This is a genomic window from Rubrivirga sp. (assembly GCF_965213695.1).
Lineage (GTDB): Bacteria > Bacteroidota > Rhodothermia > Rhodothermales > Rubricoccaceae > Rubrivirga.
In genome coordinates this window covers 2,154,355-2,171,680 of record NZ_OZ243912.1, presented here as the reverse complement: position 1 = coordinate 2,171,680, position 17,326 = coordinate 2,154,355, and the positions used below count along the sequence as shown (strand labels likewise).

Annotated in this window: 13 protein-coding genes and 1 tRNA gene; 2 read left to right on the top strand and 12 right to left on the bottom strand. The window is 67.6% G+C overall.

The window, feature by feature from the left end; genetic code table 11:
• Nucleotides 1-42: 42 nt before the first annotated feature.
• On the bottom strand, nt 43-1,374 hold the full coding sequence (locus tag ACOOHE_RS09450) for a DUF512 domain-containing protein (protein WP_420457551.1): 1,332 nt from the start codon (nt 1,372-1,374) through the stop codon (nt 43-45).
• A 183-nt stretch (nt 1,375-1,557) separates the two neighbouring features.
• On the opposite strand from ACOOHE_RS09450, the gene ACOOHE_RS09445 reads away from it, so the two are divergent.
• A tRNA-Arg gene (locus ACOOHE_RS09445) sits at nt 1,558-1,631 on the top strand.
• Nucleotides 1,632-1,777: 146 nt separating this feature from the next.
• Here the strand turns inward: ACOOHE_RS09445 and ACOOHE_RS09440 are convergent.
• Nucleotides 1,778-2,683, bottom strand: coding sequence for a hypothetical protein (locus ACOOHE_RS09440; protein WP_420457550.1), 906 nt, complete (start codon nt 2,681-2,683; stop codon nt 1,778-1,780).
• Between the two features lie 222 nt (nt 2,684-2,905).
• On the opposite strand from ACOOHE_RS09440, the gene ACOOHE_RS09435 reads away from it, so the two are divergent.
• Nucleotides 2,906-5,875 (top strand): hypothetical protein, encoded by a 2,970-nt coding sequence (locus ACOOHE_RS09435; RefSeq protein ID WP_420457549.1) that lies wholly within the window; start codon nt 2,906-2,908, stop codon nt 5,873-5,875.
• A 1-nt stretch (nt 5,876) separates the two neighbouring features.
• On the opposite strand, the gene ACOOHE_RS09430 is transcribed toward ACOOHE_RS09435, so the two are convergent.
• From ACOOHE_RS09430 to ACOOHE_RS09385, 10 genes are all read right to left on the bottom strand, one after another.
• The gene (locus ACOOHE_RS09430) at nt 5,877-6,965 is read right to left on the bottom strand and encodes a glycosyltransferase family 2 protein (RefSeq protein WP_420457548.1); all 1,089 of its coding nucleotides are present in this window, start codon (nt 6,963-6,965) and stop codon (nt 5,877-5,879) included.
• Nucleotides 6,946-7,458 (bottom strand): putative colanic acid biosynthesis acetyltransferase, encoded by a 513-nt coding sequence (locus ACOOHE_RS09425; RefSeq protein WP_420457547.1) that lies wholly within the window; start codon nt 7,456-7,458, stop codon nt 6,946-6,948. The genes ACOOHE_RS09430 and ACOOHE_RS09425 overlap by 20 nt, the downstream gene beginning before the upstream one ends.
• Before the next feature lie 314 nt (nt 7,459-7,772).
• Entirely contained in the window at nt 7,773-8,915 is a 1,143-nt protein-coding gene (locus ACOOHE_RS09420; protein ID WP_420457546.1) for a glycosyltransferase, read from the bottom strand.
• 2 nt (nt 8,916-8,917) lie between these two features.
• Complete coding sequence (locus ACOOHE_RS09415) at nt 8,918-10,477, bottom strand: exosortase Y-associated Wzy-like protein (RefSeq protein WP_420457545.1); 1,560 nt, start codon at nt 10,475-10,477, stop codon at nt 8,918-8,920.
• 37 nt (nt 10,478-10,514) lie between these two features.
• Nucleotides 10,515-11,666: a glycosyltransferase family 4 protein gene (locus ACOOHE_RS09410; RefSeq protein WP_420457544.1), complete on the bottom strand. Its 1,152-nt coding sequence runs from the start codon at nt 11,664-11,666 to the stop codon at nt 10,515-10,517.
• 17 nt (nt 11,667-11,683) lie between these two features.
• Nucleotides 11,684-12,685 (bottom strand): exostosin domain-containing protein, encoded by a 1,002-nt coding sequence (locus tag ACOOHE_RS09405; RefSeq protein ID WP_420457543.1) that lies wholly within the window; start codon nt 12,683-12,685, stop codon nt 11,684-11,686.
• On the bottom strand, nt 12,678-13,979 hold the full coding sequence (locus tag ACOOHE_RS09400) for a glycosyltransferase (protein ID WP_420457542.1): 1,302 nt from the start codon (nt 13,977-13,979) through the stop codon (nt 12,678-12,680). Before ACOOHE_RS09400 ends, ACOOHE_RS09405 begins: the two co-directional genes overlap by 8 nt.
• 136 nt (nt 13,980-14,115) lie before the next feature.
• Nucleotides 14,116-15,387 carry a hypothetical protein gene (locus ACOOHE_RS09395; RefSeq protein WP_420457541.1) on the bottom strand — a complete coding sequence of 424 codons (1,272 nt, stop codon included), beginning with the start codon at nt 15,385-15,387 and terminating at the stop codon, nt 14,116-14,118.
• Nucleotides 15,384-16,133 carry a hypothetical protein gene (locus tag ACOOHE_RS09390; protein WP_420457540.1) on the bottom strand — a complete coding sequence of 250 codons (750 nt, stop codon included), beginning with the start codon at nt 16,131-16,133 and terminating at the stop codon, nt 15,384-15,386. Before ACOOHE_RS09390 ends, ACOOHE_RS09395 begins: the two co-directional genes overlap by 4 nt.
• Before the next feature lie 4 nt (nt 16,134-16,137).
• Entirely contained in the window at nt 16,138-17,130 is a 993-nt protein-coding gene (locus tag ACOOHE_RS09385; protein ID WP_420457539.1) for a glycosyltransferase family 4 protein, read from the bottom strand.
• Nucleotides 17,131-17,326 lie beyond the last annotated feature (196 nt).

Below are 17,326 nucleotides of genomic sequence, written 5' to 3'. Positions count from 1 at the left end.
CAACGGGCCGAAGCCGTGCCGGGATTCACCGCGTACGCGGGGTCAGGCCGTGACCGGCTCCGCCAGCCGCTCGACCAAGCCGCCCCAGTCGCCGTCGAACACGACCACCTCGACCCCGCCGAGCGCGCGGCTCAGGTCGTCGGGCGTCATCTGGCCGGGCCGGTTGTCGAGGAACAGCCCCTCGAAGTTGACGCAGTCCGGCGGCAAGACCACCAAGTCGCCCAACGTCCCGGCCTCCGCCCGAGGCGCCAGTTCGGCGACGAAGCTCTTGAAGTTGAGCAGCCCGCTCACCGTCACCACGTCGCCGAACAGCCGGTTCCGGCACGTCACGACGTCGATGTCGAGCCCGTCCACGCGCTCCAGCAGCGGGCGGACGCGGGTGTCCAGGAGTGGGGCCGTCAGGGCGCCCGAAACCAGCGTGACGCGCCGCGGCTCGGGCAGGGCGTCGGGGAAGTCCTCGGCCTGGAACGCCAGCTCGTCCAAAAAATCGCGGCTCATCCCGACCCCGTTCTCCATCAGCGGGTACCCGTCGTAGTCGGCCTCGTCGGGGAAGTCGAGGCCGGCCAAGAGGTAGACCTCGTCGGAGAGGTAGACGAAGCCGCGGCCGATCTCGGCGCGGAAGGACCGCTGCCACCGGGCCACCTGGCGCGCGAGCTGGCGGGCCTCGGACGGCGAGACGGGGCGGAGCGACGCGAGCGCCTTCCGGTGCTCGGTCAGCCCGACCGGCACGACGCTGACCGAGTACAGCTGCTCCCGCAAGTCGTACAGGTCGAGGATCGTCTTGACGAGCTGGCCGCCGTCGTTGAACCCGGGCACGAGGACGATCTGGGCGTGGAGCTCGATGCCGTGGTCGGCGAGGTAGCGGAGCTTCTCGGCCTGGCGGTCGCGGAGCGTCCGGTGCCCCATCATCTCGGCGCGGACGTCGTCGTCGGTGCAGTGGACCGAGACGTAGAGCGGGCTCAGCCGCTGCTCGACGATCCGCTCCAGGTCGCGGTCGCGCAGGTTGGTGACCGTGATGTAGTTGCCGTAGAGGAACGACATCCGGAAGTCGCCGTCGCGGAAGTACAGCGTGTCCCGGAGCCCGACCGGGTTCTGGTCAACGAAGCAAAAGACGCAGTCGTCGCCGCAGGTCTTGATCCGGAACTCTTCGAGCTCGACGCCCAGCGTGGTGCCGTCCTTCCGCTCGACGGTCTCCTCAACGAGCGTCCCGCCCTTCCGGACCTTCAGCGCCAGCGTCTCCTCGGCCGTCTTGAACCGGAAGTCGAGCTCGTCCTCGACCGGCTCGCCGTTGACGGCGAGGATCTGGTCGCCCGGCGCCCAGCCGAGGGTCTCGGCCGGCGACCCGGGGTCGACGGAGGCGATGCGGACGGGCACGGGCGTCGGGAGGCGAAGCCCTCTAGACTAGGGGATTGTGGCCTTGGGCACCGTGAACAGGTCGGCAACTCACGGCCAGGGCCGGGCGAAGGGGCGCGGGCCGTCCGGCGTGCGGTTCACAGGCTCTTGGCGAGGCGGAGGGGCTTGCCTGCCCGGGGGGCCGCCGTATCTTGGGGCTGCGCCGCGCCCGTAGCTCAGTTGGATAGAGCGTTGGTTTCCGGTACCAAAGGTCAGAGGTTCGAATCCTCTCGGGCGTACCCAAGACGGCCGGTCTCCACGAGAGACCGGCCGTCTTAGCGTTGAGGACGTCGGCTCCGTTGCGAAGCGCCTCCTCGCGGCGACCGCTCCAGAGGCCGGAGGCGAGGTCGACAGGAGGATCATTCCCGGAGGAAACGCCCCCCGCTCAGCGCACCTGGACCGTGCGGGCGGTCCCGATCGTCTCGGTCTCCGAGCGCACGCGCACGATCACCGCGCCGGACCCACGGGGGAGGTCGAGCCGGACCGTCTGGGTCCCCGGGCCGGGGGGCAACTCGACGTCCATGATCCGCCGCCCGAGGGCGTCGAACACGTCGGCGAACAGCGGGCCGTCGGCCTCCGTGGAGTACTGGAGCGTGACCGGCCCCGCCGTGGGGGTGGGCCACACCGACACGCCCTGAACGGTCTCCGCGTTCGCGGGGCCGACCAGCTCCTGGAAGGACCCGCCTTCCTCGAAGGAGTCGAGGACGTACACGCTGGTCCCCTCATTGAACAGGACGGGGCCGATCCCCCGGGCGTACACAGCGATGCCAAAGCCCGTTTCGGACACGTAGGTCAGGGTCTCCCGGTCGAGGAGCTCCGTCCCCACGAGGACCGGGCCGTCCCCTTCCAGCGTCTTCCGGCGGCTCTCCTCCCCTAGGCAAGACGCCGTCGGGAGGATCCTCCGCGGGATCGGGCACGGACTCAGGCGCGACGACGGGTCGTCGCGTCGGAGCGTGAACCACATCCCCGTCGACTCCCGGACTCGGACCACGAACTCCCGGGAGCTGAGGAGGCCGCCGCCGGCGTCCGCGAACACGTCCTTTACCAGCGCGCGCTCGGGGATCCCCGCGGGGTCTGGGAGGACCTGCCGGTGGAGGGTCGTCCCATTTAGAGACCGGTACACCCAACTGGTCCCGACATCGAGCGGGAACCACTCGGTGCTCGTCGCGCGCTGGGCGTGTGCGAGCGGGGCCAACAGCAGAGCCGCGACGAAGACGGCCCCCTTCGCTGGCAGGATTCGGAACGGCCGGGGTACATTCCGCAGAGCGGACAGAAAACGCGAGGGGGTCATCTTGTGGTGGGAGACCTGATCGTGGGTGACGCGGCGGACCTCTCCGTCGCCGTCTCAAAGTAAGACTTTGCCGAGCCGCCGCCCCGTACGCCCTGGCAGGTCGGGTCGATGAGCGTAAGAGCTTCACGCTTATCGGCCCGTACGACCCATTTAAGAGAGGAGCCGACGTGGCTGATGCCTCGCCGGTCCGAACTCCTCATGCCGACCGTCCCCCCCACCCGCATGCGCCCGCTTCTCTCGCTCGTCGCCACGTTGGCCCTCGTCGCCATCTGCCTCGCCAGCGCGGCCTCCGCACAGGCCCCGCCGGCGACCGGCCCCGTGACCGGCCCTCCGGCCACTCAGGAGGTCTCGTTCGTCGAGGGGCCCAACCTCGTCTCCCTCCGCGTCTACCCCGACGACCCGTCCCTCGACGCCATCTTCCACGCCAACGCCGACGACATCGTCCTGATCAAGGACTCGCGAGGTGCGGTGTTCGCCCCGTCGTACGGGATCGAGAACCTGACGGCCTGGGAGTGGGGCCAGTCCCTGCTCGTCCAGGCGCGGGGGGCGTTCACGATCACCGTGTCTGGGGCCCTGATCGCACCGGAGGCCCCGGTCGAGCTGGAGGCGGGGTGGAACTGGATCCCGTACTTCCTGGAGGCGCCTGCGGAGGTCGAGGACGCGCTGGTCTCGCTTGAGGGAGCCCTCGAACGGGTCGAGGACGGGTCCGGCCGGGCCTACCCGACCACGTCGGGCGGACCAGCCCTCACGACCCTCGACCCGGGCCGAGGGTACAAGGTCCGTCTCTCCGAGGCGAGCACCCTCCTCTACCCGTCGGCCGCGCCGTCCCCGTCGATGGAGGTGGCCACCATCGCCGAGGCGATCGCATTGACTGGGCTCGCGCCCGGCCAGGAGGTGACCGTCCGCGGGTTCCGCGCCGAGGACGACGGGGGCCAGGGCGTCTTGCGCGTCACGGAGTCCGGGTGCGTCCCCGACGGCGGCACGTGCTTCGTCCCGACCGAGCACACGCAAGCGGGCGAGCCGTACGCGACCGCGTTCAACGTCACGCTCTACGGCTCATCGATCCAGTGGGAGTCGTTCCGGCTCTGCCACAGCACCGCCGGGGCGCCCACCGACCCGACCACCACGAGCGGCGACGGGTGCTACGACGCCTTCCAACTCCACGGCCACGGAGGCGAAAAGGCTGGAGAGAAAATTTTCGATCCGGCGAACGGCCGAGTCGAGATCAACTCCCCGATGAGGAGCTTCGCAAGGAAGTACGACGGAAACAACAGCTTTGACCACACCATCGAATACCGGTTCAGCACCTCCGACCTCCGCCTCGAGCGCATCATCGAGCCGGTCACGCTCGAGCAGCAGACGACGACCGCCTACGTCCGCCCGGAGTGGTGGGGAGCTCGGCCCGACGGCGACGACGCGACCGACGCCATCTCGTGGGCACTCGAGTCGGCCGAGACCAAGGCGGTGGCCACCGATACCGAGCACTATGTGGTGCTGCGTGGGATGTACCACTACGCCGGTGTCATCGAGACGCAAGAGCGTACTGTGCTGAAAGGCGAGCAGGACGGCGTCCGCGACGGCCAGGGGCTCCGCGTGAAAGAGGGGGCCCCGTGGCACTACTGGGCCGTTCGGGACGAGACCGACGACGCCTTCTCTTCTCCTCTGTCGGAGAGGGACGTGCTGGGATCTCCCATGGTGGTGCTCCGCCACGGGAGGAAGTCGGTCAGTGACCGGATCGTTGACGTAGAGATCGACGGGAATCTTGAAGAGAACGACTACGTCTTTGATAACCAGTACAGATCAGCAGCTGGGATCTCGACGTACGAGGGGTTCAGCATGGTCGACGAGCTTCTCCAGAATACGGCTCACTGGAATGGATTTGTAGCATCTCATAATACGAGAGACGTTCCGCTCGAATCTAACTCCGCCCTGATCAACACTCATATTCATGACTTTGGTGGCAACATTTTGCTGTCCAGTGACAGATGTCACTTTGGCAATAGCAAAGATATACTACTTGGAAATAGCGCACGCAATCATATTATGTATGGTGTACCAACTGGACCCGGAACATTCATAAATGGTATTGAGATTTATGGATTTTCTTGGAAGGCGCCTGTAGAGCAATACCAAGGCCACTATAAGAATGTTGTATTTAGAGATATCGTTACAAATCCATATCCTCGACTTGATCCAGAAATTCTTGGCCTTCTCGAGCATCGCAATACTGCTCCAGATCCATCCGTCTTTTTTACACCCAATGAAGCCCACCATTTCTTTGGAGAGGACATACTTATCGAAGGTGTAACAATTGATCTCAGAAACGCATCAGATAATGCCATCCCTACTCGAAATCTTATTGGGTATCACAGAGGGCCCAAAATTGTTCGAGACGTCACAGTACTTCTAGGAGAGCCAGGCGAGTCGAATCGCTACGTCACGCTCGTCAACTCTAGAGGCAACAGCGCGACCCCAACGTCATCGTTCGTTCTCGAGAACGCACAAATTCAGGGGGGAGGCGTCTCCCAGATCAACACGTCGTACGCCGGAAATGTTCGAGTGACGGGGCTTAGCGTCCCGGATAACACTGGCGGGAACGAATGGGGTGCCGTGTACCAAGTGAGGACCCAGTCCCCTGATGGCGTGTTCGTGTTCCAAGCCGAAGGGCAACAGCGTGCAAAGCGCCCTCTAGGCATCTGGATGAGCGAGCCCGGAGCAGGCGCTGACGTGTTCCTCTCCGATATGGACTTCATCAACGTCGATTACCCCTTGAAGGTGGAGCACTTCTCTATGGACGCCGCCGCCAGGTACCGCGTGTTCTGGCGCGACGTGTCGTTCGACCGGTGGCGGTATGGGTCGAGCGCTCTCAAGGACATCCAGTACCTCCAGGGCGTCACGAACTCGTCGAACGGCCGGACGTCGGAGGACGAGGGGGCGTTGACCTCTGCTCCCCTCTCGAACGGACCAAACGGGCGTTACGTCGACGTCCCCGTCAACCTCTTGTGGGAGCCGCTCGACGCCTCGTACGTGACCGTCGGCGGCGCTAGCGCCAGCCGCTTTACGGGGTGGACGAACGTCGGGGACGAAGACAAGCCGGTGCTCCGGCTCACGTTCTCGGGGACCTCCTCGGTGAGCATCACTTGGCAGGCGGCCGTCCGGCCGATTCCCTCCGACGTCGTCTTCCCAGACTGACCTACGCCGGCCGAGCTCTGACCGCCGGCGTCGATCGCGACCATGTGATCGGCGTCGGCCCAGGGCGAGACGTGGCGCCGCCCGGCTCCGCCTGGGCGTCCATCCCCAGCTCGTACATCTTGGCCCGGACCTGAGAGATGTAGCTGGCTCGGATCTGGCTCGCGATCAGACCGGCACGCCCCTCCAGGAATCCCCCCCGGAGGATGAAGTGGTAGAGGAACCACAGCAGGGGCTCGAACGGAGTCCGGATGGCGACCTTCTTCAGGAAGCGCCGGCGCTCCTGGGCGTTCCCGAACAGGCGGGCCTGGACGCTCTGGGTGCCGTAGGACCCGCCGTTCAGATACGAGTGGCGGAGCCTGGCCTCCCACGTCGAGTACTGGTTGTGACGCCGGATATAGGCCTCGAGCCCTTTAAAGTCCTCATGGACGAGCGGCGTCTTGAGGGACTTGACGGTCCCGTCGACGATGACCCGCTCGTGGACTTCCATGTCGAGGGCGGACGCGGGGTCGTCGACGAGGTGCTCGAACCGGGCCTTGCCGGTCCGGAAAAGCAGGAGCGCGTCGAACGAGAAGCCCCCGAACGTGAACGCGCGGCCGAGGAAGTGGAACCCCTTGGTGACGAGGTAGCCGTCGGAGGCCCGGGGGTCCGACGTGACGGCCCGGATCTCGTCCCACAACGCCTCCGGGACCACCTCGTCGGCGTCGAGGAGGAAGACCCACTCCGTCTGGAGGTCGAGCGTTTCGAGCGCCCACTGTCGCTTCTTCGGGTACGAGCCCTTGTAGTCGAACTGGACCACCTCCGCCCCATACGACGCGGCCTGGGCCACCGTCGCGTCCGTGCTGCGGGAGTCGAGCACGACGACGCGAGCGGCGGGGGTGAGCGCGGACAGGCAACGAGGCAGGTTGACCTCCTCGTTCTTCGCCGCCACCAGGACGGTGACGGGGACGTCGCCGTGGCCCAGCGCTGTGGGCGCGACGTCGACGCGCTCGGGCCGCGGGCGACGGTCGGCGCCGACCTCCTGGGGATCCCTCGGGCGAGGGAAGACCTTCAGGCCCAGCGGGGCCTCGATGCTAGCGGTGTGAGCGGACATTCGTGTCTAGGATGCGGTCTTTGATGTGACGGGCGGGGTTGCCGGCCACGATGGTCCAGGCCGGGACGTCCCGGGTCACGACGGCGGCCCCACCGACGACGGCCCCCTCCCCCACCGTCACGCCGGGACCGACAAAGGCGTCGGCGCAGACCCACGCCTGAGCGCCCACGTGAACGGCTGGCTTCAGGAGCGGGAGGTCCGGCTGGCGGTAGTCGTGGGTGCCTGCGCACAGGTGGGCGCGGTGGGACACCGTGGCCCGCGGGCCGATGTCGACGGGACCGAGGTTGTAGATCAGGACGTCCTCACCGACGCCTGCCCACTCGCCGAGGACCAAGTTCCAAGGCATGGTGACCCGGGTCGAGTTGTGGACGTGGGCGTGCTCGCCGACTCGGGCCCCGAACAGGCGGAGGACGAACCGCCGCCACCCAAACGCGGGCCGAGGGCTCCACCGGAGGAGGTATTGCCCGGGGATCCACAGCACGCGGAGCGCCATCTCCCGTCGCGTGTACTTGCGCGCTGAACGGTTCGACGCGATGTCCAGGGCCTCCTCTGATCTCACGTCGACGGCAGGCAAACCGGCCTCGGAGGCCTGAACCAGGCCCACAGCTCGTTGCTCAACCGGGAGGGCGAGAGATGAGTCCGACACGGGGGGAGATCCAGGGAGTGTGAGCAGAGGCCTCCGGGAGGCCCGGAGCTTGGGGGGGTGCAGTCACCGGCCCTGCCACAGTATGGCGCATAGCAGTTTACTCGCCTTGAATGTCCTGGGGATCGATCCGGATGACTAGGTATCGCGAACTGGGGTAGTCACTAATGGCGCAAGGTGCTCGGGGGGGTGGGCCTCCGGCCGAGGGCCCACTCGTAGACTTCGAGCATCTGGGCGGCGATTGCGTCCCAGTCGTAGCGGGACGCGACGAGCGACCGGCCCCGGAGGCCCATTGCTCGGCGCTCCGCGTCCGTCCGCGACACCGCGTCCGAGAGGGCATCCCTAACTGGGCGCGGCGTAGGCTCAACCCACCAGCCACACCCGTGAGACTCGACCTCCGCCCACGGGGCCCCGGTCGTCGTCAGCACGGGGAGCCCCGAGGCGAGCGCCTCCGCGACGACGACGCCGAAGTTCTCGCTGTACGTCGGCAAGACGAACAGGTCGGCAGACCGGTACAGTGCCCACTTCTCGTCGTCGGGGACCGCTCCGGAGAACTCGACGCCGTCCAGGCCCAGCCGAGTAACCTGCGTCTCCAGCTCGGCCCGATGCCCCCCCTCGTCCGGCCCCGCGATCACGAGCTCCCACCCCTCCGGCTTGACCTCCGCCCAGGCATCCAAGAGCAGGGGCAGCCCCTTCTTGGGGTGGACCCGCGACAGGAAGAGGGTCCTGCGACGCCCGCCGGAATGAGGCGCCGTGGCGTCGGGGAGCGCGACCCCGTTCGGGATCACGGCGATCGGAGAGGAGAGGCCGATCTCGCGGAGGGCGTCGGCCTCGGCGTCGGCCGTGGCGTGGAGCACGGAGGCCCGCTGGAGGTGGCGCCTCTGGAACCCGTGCCACGCCGCGCTCTTCCTCCACCGGTGGTGACGCCGGGCCCACGGCTCGAGCATCCCTCGGGTGGAGACGACGCGTGGAAGACCCCCACGGGTGGCCGCCGCCGCCGACGCGCGGTTGGACGCGAGCCAGAGGCCGTGGTCGTGGACGACCATCGGGCCGCCCGCAAGCGTGGCGTCTTGGAACCTCTCAGCCCTCGCCCGGCCTCGAGGGACAAACTCCACCTCTGCATGCTGGGGGTCCGGGGTGATGACGTCCGCGCCGTCTCCAAACGCGACGACACGAACGCGAGCGCCGAGGTGCCCCAGGCCCGTGGCGAGGGCGGAGATCGTGCGCGGCGGCCCCCCCTGGTGCGTGCCGAGTGAGTCCGTCGTGTGGACGACCGCGACCGGAGCAGCATGGTGGCCTCCGGGCATCGTTACTGGGGAGCCCAAAACGCCCGCATTCGCCCGGCGGCGACGTCCGCTGTCGGCGCAGACGTGGCGGCGGTGTCACGGCGAATCAGTATACCGGTCGACCGGGCCAAATAGAAAAGGGGGATCAGGAGGACGAAACCCCAAATCAGAGTGTTGAAAAAATATTCGAACGCATTTCCCTTCCATAGAACTACGAAGAAGGACGTATATACGAGTCCTGTTCCCCAGAAATACCCGCCAAAGAACCTCTCGCAGACCTGCGATGCAGTTCCGGCCACTATGCCGAACACAAGCCCCGCAAGGAGCACACCCCACCCCCCAAACGACAGGTACCCATCGACGACGTACTGGGGTTTCGCGGACACGTCGGAGGCGCGCGATACGATGCCGTTGTCATACACCCTCTCCATCACGACTCGCTCCGTGACCGGCTTGTCAGGCCAGAACGTACGCGGGATTATACTGGACGCCGTCTGACTGAGGATCGCCGTCCCGTAGTGCTGCCCCGTCGTGTGGAGCGACGCCAGGTATCGGGTGAAGAGGCCGATTTCCGAGATCCGTCCGGTGAGAAAGTCCCAGTTGGTCGCCCACATGTCCTGTTCACCGCTCTGGATGGTTTCGAGAGCGGTTGTGGCAGCTTCCTCTTTACTTGCGGTTCCGTACCAGTTCTGCGACCTGAATACGTTAGCGAATGTAGGCAGAATGATCAACGCTCCTATAAGAATCAAGGGCCCCATAACTGTCACCGTTTTCTTCGCGTGCGGATACATAAAGATGGCAGCTAGCATCAACATGACGAGCACGTTCTCCTTGAACCCACTTAGAAACGCATCCATCATATTCAGACCGTAGACGGTCCCGGAGACGAGTAGGAGCCCAGTCTGCCGAGTCGGAATCGCCAGGGACAGAGCGAGTACGGAGGCGACGAGCCCGACTTGGGACGCCCGTTCCGCGATCTGACTGAGGCCGCCACCCAAGAAAGCCGCGGTTGCGAAGCCGCCCCCCGAGAGGAGGAGCAGAAACGTCACGGGGTTTCTCATGGGGCGGACCACCCACTCCCCTCCCTTCCGGTAGTCCATGAACAGTAGCATCCCGGTTGCGACCCCAGCGTGGGCGAGGACGTAGTACCGTTGGGCCTCAGCCGTCAGCTGGATCAAAGATTCGGAGACAGGCATCATCGACACCTTGCTGAAGTAATAATATCCATGTATATCAATAAACATGAATATAGATGTTACAAAATTATAGAATACAAATATGATCTGTGTCAGGATAATAGGTCGCATGACCTGATCAAACGTTGACCGATCAGACGGGAGCGGCTTGACCGTCCCTGAGATTGTCAGGACGAGAATCCAGATGGATCCCGCCCAGGCGACGAGGTAGGACAGCGTGGGCACTACACTGAGCGCCCACGCGAGGCCGAACGGAAGATAGAGCAGAACGAAGACGAACCCCGAGGTGGCCGCCTCGGAGGCCGAGCGAGCGCCCGTCGAGGGCGCGCCGGCGTGAAGAGCGCTTGTGGGGGGCGTCGAGGGACCAGGGGGAATTTTCCCGTTCATAGCGGAGCGACTAGTCGGAGAGAAAACGGGCGGCGCGTCACCGGTGGGCGAGACTTCGGCGAACGGCCCGTTCGATCCCAGAGGCCGTCTCGTCGAATGACCAGTCCCGGATGACCGCACGGGACCGCTCCCCCATCCGTTCAGCGACCCCAGAGGCGAGCGCGCGTCGGAGGGCGGAGGCGAGAGCCCCGGGATCGTCTGCAAGGACCACGCCACCGTTCTCGGGGGTCACGAGGTCTGGGGCACATCCGACTCGATCGCTGACGACGACCGCCCGGCCCGAGGCCATCGCTTCGTTCACCGCCAACCCCCACGTCTCCCCCGGACCCCTCGACGGCAGCGCCACGACATCCCCGAGCCGGTAGACGGCCGGCATCCGCGACTGGTTTTGGAATCCCAGGAAGTGGACATTGCCGTGTCCACTGGAGCGGTCGAGAAGGTCGCGTTCGAGGGGGCCCGTCCCGCAAAACAGGAGGTGAGCCGACGGGTCATTCAGCATCAGGAACGCATCCAATAGAATGTCGGGGGCCTTCTTGGGCTCGAGCTTCCCGACGAAGACGACCGTTCGCTCGTCGTCGCGGATTCTCAGCGACCGGCGCCACTCGACGGCGTCTTCCCCATTGTCGGCGAACCGGTCGTTGTCGACCGAGTGCGGTGCCCACGTGAGCTGGTCCTCTCGAAGCCCGTGGGCTCGGAAGTACTCCTTGTTGTGGGTGCCGACGTAGACCGCGTGGTCGACCCGGCGGTAGGTCCACCGGAGAAACGCGCGGCGTGCGAGCCGTCGGGGCCATCCCTTCAGTCCCGGTCGCTCGTCGACCAGCGTGGAGTCTCCTCGGAACAGGACCGGTACCTCGCCATGGAACGCGCGCATCACCTGCTGGTGAGCCCGGTAGTTCCATCCAAACACGAGGACGGCGTCCGGGCGCCAGGCGCGGACCGCGCCCACCATGCCCGGAGCGTCGATGCCCGCCGCGTGATGCGTTCCGGGATCGTCCGACACGTTCTCGACGAACGTGTGGGGGTAGCCGTCGAGGAGCGGGACGTCCCACGCGAAGGTCGCCCCGAACCCCCGGTCCGGGATGGCCTCGACCGCCCCCCTCCACCCGTAGAACACGTGGACGTCGACGATCCCGCGCTCCGCCAGCCTCCGGAACAGCGGGGCGTAGTACTGGATCGGGTGCGTCGACACGATTGCGAGGCGATTCATCACGACCGTTGGCGGGTGGGGCGAGATCGGACCCACGACTTGACACCGTCGCGGACGTGACGACACCCGTTCAACAGGTAGTCGGTCTCCCGGAACGCTTCGAAGGCCGTCCATCTCAACACGGACTCTGGACGCCTCCTGGACTCAGCGATGCTCCTGCACCACTCGATCGTCCTGTGAAAGGCGACGGCGTCGGAGAACCACTCCTCCCACGCTCTCCGAGCCTTCTTCCCCATGTCGCCGGCGCTGCCCTCAAGGCGTTCCAGCAGGGCGGGGATGGTTCCCAGTTCTGACTCCGAAACGCGGACGCTGAACGACGCCCAGTCCGGTCCCTCCGGGGGGACCCACTCGTCGGAGAGGATGACGGGGACTCGGCCGGTCTTCATCACCTCGAAGAGCCGCACCGTAGAGGGGCTCACGCCGGACGGACACAGGACGAACAAGCTGTCCTGGATGCTCTCGGAGTAGGAGGACTGGAACTCTTCCATCTTAGCCCCGCCCTCACTTCGCGCCGTTGACTTCACCGACGTGTCCTCAAGGAGAGCCCGCGGGTGAGCCAGTGCGAAGATTCGCCGGCGAAGGGCGTGCGTCCTTGAGTCCCCGACGAACGAGAACAGCCACCGGGTCTCGTGGCCCGGCGGAGCGAGCGAGATGGCGGGGTTCGAGTACATGACGAGGTACGACCCGGTCCGGACCCGATCGGACCGGTACCACCGCTTCGGAACGGAGGTGTACACCCCTGGCAGATACGGCACGGCGCTGTCCAGTTCCGAGTGGACGAACGTCTTCTCGCGGTACCGCTTGACGAGTGGGTGCCGACGCGCCCTCCACTGGAGCTCGTTCCCCCACGCCGTCTCCGCGAACAGGATCAGATCCGCTCGCTCGGGGTCGTCCACGAGGGAGTGGACGTTGAACCGATCCAGGCCCGCCAGCGCCTCGAGCTTCCGAAAGGACCCTCCCCGAGCGTTCGGCACGGTAGACGTGAGGTACACCTTAGCCATGTCGATGGGAAACGACCTTGTCGAACACGACGGCCTGCCGATGGGCCAGGGACCGAGCCGTGTACGGGCCAAACTCCTCCCAGTCCGTCTCGACATCGGGCAGCGGCTTCGAGAACCAAGCGTCCCCGACGCGCCGCGCGACCTCGGCGGGCGCCTCTCCGCTCGTGAACGTCACCGCGACGCCCGCCCGGGTGCGACGGATCACGTCGACGACGGAGCTGGACTCGTGGAACACGGCCAAGAGCGGCCTCCGAGCCAAGACGTACGGGTAGAGCTTCGACGCCGTGTACCCGGGGTCGTCCGAGCCCGGCACCACGAGCGCGTCGGCGTCGAGGAGCACCTGGAGGGCCTCGAAGTACGGGATCCGGTGCGGCCGCTCGTCGACGAGGTCGCCGACCCCGTGTCGGACCGCGACGGGCTCGACGGTCTTCTCGGCCCGGTCGCCCTCGGCGTAGGACGTTCCGACAAAGTGGAGCCGCAGCCGGCCGTACCGGTCGGGGTCGGCCCGCCGCGCCTCCGCGAGCGCCCGGAACAGGGCGTCGAGCGCGAGCTCCATGTCCCCGCCGGCGCGCCCGACGTAGGCCCAGTGCTCAAGGCCGTCGGCCGGGTCGAACATGGGGTTCGCCGTCCGCGACTCGCGGAGGATCTCAAAGTCGCGCTCGGGAGCCCCGAACGGGAGGACTGTGAAGAGGTCGCTGGTGAGGTCACCGTACCGCTGGGTCAGCGTCTCGGGGTAGGCCGGCGACACCGTGATCGCGTGAGCCGCCCGGCGCAGCACGTAGGGCTCGCACCGCCGGGAGACGGCCTGGATCAGCCCGTACTTCAGCGGCCCGCCAGGTGGAGGAGGCGCTCCGTCCCGGTCGTAATAGTCGCTGAGCCAGGGGTCCTGGAGGTCGATCACGAAGGGCACGTCGAACGTCCGCTCCCAATGGGGCCCGAGGGCCGTGATCGTCATGGCCGTCGTCGAGAAGAAGACGAGGTCGAAGGATCGCTCCCGGAGCAGCCGGCGGCCGGCCTTGGCGAGGGAGTAGAGGGACCGGGCCTCCAAGCTCCCGAACCCGAGCCGGCGCGTCATCGCCCGCGGTACGGCACCGACGCGGACCACCTCGACGTCGGACGGGAGTGTGTCGAGCAAGAGCGGGTCCTGGGGGGCCGCGACCTCGTCCGGCTCGACCGCCAGCACGACCGGCTCCCACCCGGCCTCGCGGTAGTACGGGAGGCTCTGGCGGACGCGGTGCGAGTCGGCCGCGTTGGACGGCGCGAACCGCGGGGCCACGATCAGTACGTGCTTCACAGATCTAGCTAGCAACAGAGGGGGCTTGCCGAACAATACGGGTTTCGACGGTGCGGCACCGGCGATCCTCCACTCCAGCGGATGACGGACGGAAGAAGACCGCGGCTCTCCATCAAAATGGGAGGGACAGGCCGGATCACGGGCGCCCCCCCTCGCGCGACGGCCCCCCGGTCGTTGAGCGGACGACCTGGAGGAACGTCTCCTTCTCCCGGTCCCAGCTGTACGCCGGCCCGGCCTCCCGCGCCGCCGCCCGAGTGGCGGGATCCCCGAGGAGACCCTCGACCGCTGCGACGAGGCCGCCGATGTCCCCCGGCTCGTACAGCCGCACCGCGTGCGGCAGCAGGGCGTGGACCCCCCTCTGGCCCGTCGTGCTCGTCGCGACGGTCGGGAGACCCGCGAGCACGTAGGTGAACAGCTTGTTGGTCACGCAGAGGTCCCGGTTCACCGTCGTCCCGAGCTCGAGGGCCAGGCCAACGTCGTGCTGGGCGGCTCGGCGGACGACCTCGTCGGGCGGGCAGTGGCCGAGCGCGTGGAGCCGGTGCCCGACGCCGAGACGGTCGGCGAGCCCCCGGAGTTCCGGCTCGTACCCGTCGGCCCACCCCCCACGGAGGCTCAGCACGACGTCCTCCGGGAGCTCGGGGAGAGCGCGGACGACGTCCTCCAGCCCTCGGTTGGGGCCGATAGTCTGACTGAACCAGTGGAGCGATCGCGCCCCGCTGGGGACCTCGGCGTCGAGCGCGGCCGGCGCGATCTCGACGTCGCGGTCGGACAGCGGGAACACGTTGAGGACCGTCGTCGGCAGGTCAATCCCGGCGGCCTGGTGGTACGCCTGGCCAATCCCGTCGGAGGCGGCCGTCACGTAGTCGCACCGGGGGAGAAACCGGTCCTCGATGGCGGCCGTGAGCTCCCGTACTGGCGCGGTATCGGGGCCGTCGTGGAGCTCCCCCCGGTGGAAGTCTTCGGCATCGAACCCGAGCCGAGCGCGGTGTCGCGCGGCGGCGAGCGCGGCGGCGGGAAGGGCGCCCAAGTTGTGGGCGATGTACAGGTCGGCGGGCTCGGCGAGGGCCGCGCGCGCCAGCTCCGGCGTGACGTAGTGGGCCGCCCGCCGGAGCAGCCCGTCCGGAGCCCGATGCGCCCCCATCCGGTACGCGAGCTCCCGGGCCAGCCGATGGCGCACCCGGATCCACCGTCCGCCCATCCCCTCGGCCAGGGCTCCAAACCGAACTCGGCGGACGGGCCACGACCGGTCGGCGAAGGCGGCGTCGGCGGCGTCGGCCCACGGCCAGAACCGGCACGCGACGACGCGGACGGCGTAACCGGCCTCGGCCAGCGCGTCCGCTTCTTTGACCAAGCGGGGGTTGGTCGAGAGGTGGCCCGTTGTGACGAGGCATACGCGAGTCTTGCTCATGACCTCCCGACGGTCTGGGCGTCGTAGCGTTCGGCCGCGAACGTGTAGAGCTCGACGTCGAGCGCGTTGAGCGCCCGGATCCGCTCGCGCTGGGCCTCCGTCGGGAGCACCCGCCCGCTCCAGCCCGACGTCTGCCGCGTCCGGTCGCGGACCGTGTGGCGCTCCCACCCGAGCGCCCGTGCGATCCGCGCCTCCAGGTCGTCCATGCGGTCCAGCGTTCCGAAGAGCCAGTAGGCCTCGGTCAGGTTCCGCTTGGCCCGTCGGAGCATCCGCTCCTCGCCCGCGACGACGTCGCGCAAGGCCGGTGGGAGCGCCTTCCGAGTGCGGTCCCACGCGAGGCCGGCGGTGAACTTGGTCTGGACGTTCCGGTACGGCTCGAGCGCGTAGAACTCGTCGATCGCGTGCCGCTTCGCGTCCGCGAGCGCCGGGTGGCCCGGCCCGGCGCTCGGGCGCCCCGGGTTGTGCTCCTCGCACATGAGCACGTAGTTGTAGAACGAGACGCAGCGGTCGACCGGGTCGCGCAGGAGGGTGAGGTACCGGACGTCCCGCTGGCGCAGCGCGTGGTGGACCCCGTACGGGACGTGCCCGACGACGACGTCGACGGCGCGCGGTCGGTCCCGGATCATCTTCCCGATGCCTTCGACGAGATAGAGCCGCTCGCGCGGGACGTTCGGGTAGACGACGCTCGCCCGGAGCGACGTCCCCCCCGTTTTGGGGATGTGGGTAAAAAGGAGCGGCCGGTCCATCGCGCTAGGAGCGGGCGGCTTGGACCCGCTCGCGGTACAGGGCCTCGTAGGCGTCGACGATGGCGCGGTCCGAGAAGCGGGCCTCGCAGTCGGCCCGGCACGCGGCGCGGTCGAGCCCGGCGACCTGGCCGACGGCCTGGGCGAGCCCGGCGACGGTCGGCCGGATAAAGCCGGTCACCCCGTCGAGGACCACCTCCGGGACCGACCCCCGTGGGGTCCCGACGACGGGCGTCCCGCAGGCCAGGGCCTCGGCCATGACGATCCCGAACGGCTCCTCCCACTCGATGGGCATGAGGAACGCCAGCGCGCCGCCCAGCAGCTCGTTCTTCTGGACGTCGTCGACCGGCCCGACGTACTCGATCCGGTCGGAGAGCCGGGGGCGGACCTCGGCGTCGAAGTAGGCGTCGTCCGACACGTTCCCCGCGATGACGAGCCGGCGGCCGCTCTTCTCCGCGACGTCGATGGCCGTGTGGGCCCCCTTGATCCGCTCGACGCGGCCGAGGAATACGAGCGGTGCGTCGTCCTCGACGCGGTCGCGGAACGTGTAGGTGTCGAGGGGGACGCCGTTGAACACGGCGTAGCTCGGCGCGACGGGCCGCATCTGAGCCGCGATGTGCTCGGCGCAGCCCGTGAACGCCAACGTCCCGCGCCGGGCGAGCCGGGCGGCGCGGCGGACCTGGCTGAGGGTCGGCTCGCGCTGGTAGCTCATGACCTTGGGGATCGCCGTCGGGAGCAGCGGGAGCAGCGTCGCCAGCCGCCCGAAGCTGTGGACCACGTCGGGCCGCGTCGCCAAGAGCCGCGAGATGGACAACGTGTTCCGGGCGACGTCGACGGGGTGACCGGGCCGCTCGCCTGCGTACGGGACCAGCCGGCCAGCCGTGTCGGAGTCGCGGTGGGCGAACAGCGTCACGCGGTGGCCGCGGTCTTCGAGACCCCGCGCGAGCATGTCGATGATCCGCTCGATCCCGCCGTACAGGACGGGGGGGACGGGGATCATTGGGTCAGCGGTGAGGGCAACGTGCATAGCTACGAATGTCGGCCTCAGGAGGTCGAGGCTGCGAACAGGGCGTACCGGTGGACAAAGGGATCGCCGACCTGCCACAGGGCCCGATCCAGGAGCCGCCCCCTGAAGCCGCAGAGTCCGTACGCCCTGCGCCCATGCCTGTCCAGGAGCGCGACTGCTCCGCCAGCGC